The sequence below is a fragment of the Corynebacterium gottingense genome (assembly GCF_003693265.1).
Classification (GTDB): Bacteria; Actinomycetota; Actinomycetes; order Mycobacteriales; family Mycobacteriaceae; genus Corynebacterium; species Corynebacterium gottingense.
Map to the genome: position 1 here is coordinate 1 of NZ_RDRE01000083.1, position 2,585 is coordinate 2,585.

Annotated in this window: 2 protein-coding genes; both read left to right on the forward strand. The window is 64.2% G+C overall.

The window, feature by feature from the left end:
• The first annotated feature begins 35 nt into the window (after positions 1 to 35).
• Positions 36 to 704 carry a ribosome hibernation-promoting factor, HPF/YfiA family gene (gene hpf, locus EAW56_RS11680; protein WP_095536395.1) on the forward strand — a complete coding sequence of 223 codons (669 nt, stop codon included), beginning with the start codon at positions 36 to 38 and terminating at the stop codon, positions 702 to 704.
• Between the two features lie 280 nt (positions 705 to 984).
• A partial coding sequence (gene secA / locus EAW56_RS11685) for a preprotein translocase subunit SecA (RefSeq protein WP_122086726.1) occupies positions 985 to 2,585 on the forward strand: 1,601 nt, incomplete at its 3' end.

The following is a 2,585-nucleotide window of genomic DNA, read 5'->3' on the forward strand; positions in this document are numbered from 1 at the left end:
TAGACCGAGTTCCTACTACTCAAGGGAGGACGCAGATGACTTCTGCAGACCAACACGACAGCCTGAGCCCCAACGCGCAGGTGACCATCACCGGCCGAAATGTCGATGTCCCTGAGCACTTCCAAGAGCGCGTGAACGCCAAGCTGGCCAAGGTGGAAAAGCTTGACCCGTCGCTTACCTTCTTCCACGTCGAGCTGCAGCACGAGCCCAACCCGCGCCGCGAGGCGCAGGCGCAGCGCGTGCAGATCACCGCAACCGGCAAGGGCCACCTCGCCCGCGCCGAGGCGAAGGAGGACAGCTTCTACGCCGCGCTCGAGTCCGCGCTGGGCAAGATGGAGCGCTCCCTGCGCAAGGTGAAGGTCCGTCGCCAGGTTGCCCGGTCCGGCCATCGCGCGCCGAAGTCCACCGGCCAGATCGCCGCTGAGCTGGCGCAGGAGGCCGAGGAGGCACGCAACAAGGCGGAGAATAACTACGACGTTGACCCGTACGCGGCCACCATTGAGGACGTGGAGCCGGGCCAGGTCGTGCGTCGCAAGGAGCACCCCGCCACCCCGATGAGCGTGGACGAGGCCCTCTCCGAGATGGAGCTGGTGGGCCACGACTTCTTCCTCTTTGTGGATGAGGAGTCCAAGCGCCCGTCCGTGGTGTACCGCCGCCACGCCTACGATTACGGCCTGATCGTCCTCGCGGACGCCGAGGCCTAAGCGCTGACGCCGGCTGTACCGCCCGCGCATCCCGAGTTCGCACGGGGTGCGCGGGCGGTTGTTGTATGCGGTGGCGGAGGGGAGGGGGGCTCGGGGGCGTCGATAAGCATGCGCCCCTGCGCTCACATCAACCTTTTACCGGACAGTCAGGCCGGTGGTTGCCAACAGCTGGAGGAATATGCGTACAATTGCCCGTTGGTACACCATAATGAACTCCACGTAGAACGCGTTTTTTCGCATTCGCTACGCCAAGAACTGACTCAAGAAGGATTCGCACAACGTGTTTGGACTTTCCAAGTTGCTCCGCGCCGGTGAAGGGCGCACCGTCAAGCGCTTAGCCAAGATTGCTGACCAGGTCATGGCGCTGGAAGGTGAATACGAGGCCCTGACCGACGAGGAGCTCAAGGCGAAGACTGACGTGTTCAAGCAGCAGGTTGAGGAGGGCGCGTCGTTGGACGACATCCTCGTCGACGCGTTTGCCACCGCCCGCGAGGCGTCGTGGCGCGTGCTGGGGCAGAAGCACTACAAAGTGCAGATTATGGGTGGTGCGGCGCTGCACTTCGGCTCCGTCGCCGAGATGAAGACCGGTGAGGGCAAGACCCTGACCTCGGTGCTGCCCGCATACCTCAACGGCCTGTCCGGCAAGGGCGTGCACATCGTCACGGTCAACGATTACCTGGCCAAGCGTGACGCGGAAATGATGGGCCGTGTGCACCACTTCCTCGGCCTGGACGTGGGCGTGATCCTCTCCGAGATGCGCCCGGACGAGCGCAAGAAGGCCTACGCGGCCGCGATTACGTACGGCACCAACAACGAGCTGGGCTTTGACTACCTGCGCGACAACATGACGCGCTCCATGAACGACATGGTGCAGCGCGGCCACAACTACGCCATCGTGGATGAGGTCGACTCGATCCTCATCGATGAGGCGCGTACGCCGCTGATTATTTCCGGCCCCGTCGACGGCTCGAGCCAGTACTACACCGTCTTCGCGCAGCTGGCACCGCGCATGCGCGAGGGGAAGCACTACGAGGTGGACCACCGCAAGCGCACCATCGGTATTACTGAGGACGGCGTGGAGTTCGTCGAGGACCAGCTGGGCATTACCAACCTCTACGCGCCGGAGCACTCGCAGCTGGTGAGCTACCTCAACAACGCCATCAAGGCGAAGGAGCTCTTCGAGCGCGACAAGGACTACATCGTCCGCCAGGGCGAGGTCATGATCGTGGACGGCTTCACCGGCCGCGTGCTGGCCGGCCGCCGCTACAACGAGGGCATGCACCAGGCCATTGAGGCCAAGGAGCAGGTGGAGATCAAGAACGAGAACCAGACGCTGGCTACCGTCACGCTCCAGAACTACTTCCGCCTGTACGACAAGCTGGCGGGCATGACCGGTACCGCCGAGACCGAGGCGGCCGAGCTGCACCAGATTTACAAGATGGACGTCGTGCAGATCCCGCCGAACCGTCCGAACCAGCGCCAGGACCGCGACGACCTGATCTACAAGACGCAGGAGGCCAAGTTCGCGGCCGTGGCCGAGGACATTGCAGAGCACTCGGAGAAGGGCCAGCCGGTGCTGGTGGGCACCACCTCGGTGGAGCGCTCCGAGTACCTGTCGCAGCTGCTTACCCGCAAGGGCGTGAAGCACAACGTGCTCAACGCGAAGCACCACGAGGAAGAGGGCCGCATCATCGCCGAGGCCGGCCTGCCGGGCCGCGTGACCGTGTCCACCAACATGGCCGGCCGCGGTACGGACATCGTGCTGGGCGGCAACCCGGAAATTCTGCTGGACGCGAAGCTGCAGGCGCAGGGCCTGGACCCGTTTGAGAACGAGGAGGGCTACCAGGAGGCGTGGGACGCACAGCTCCCGGCCGCAAAGGA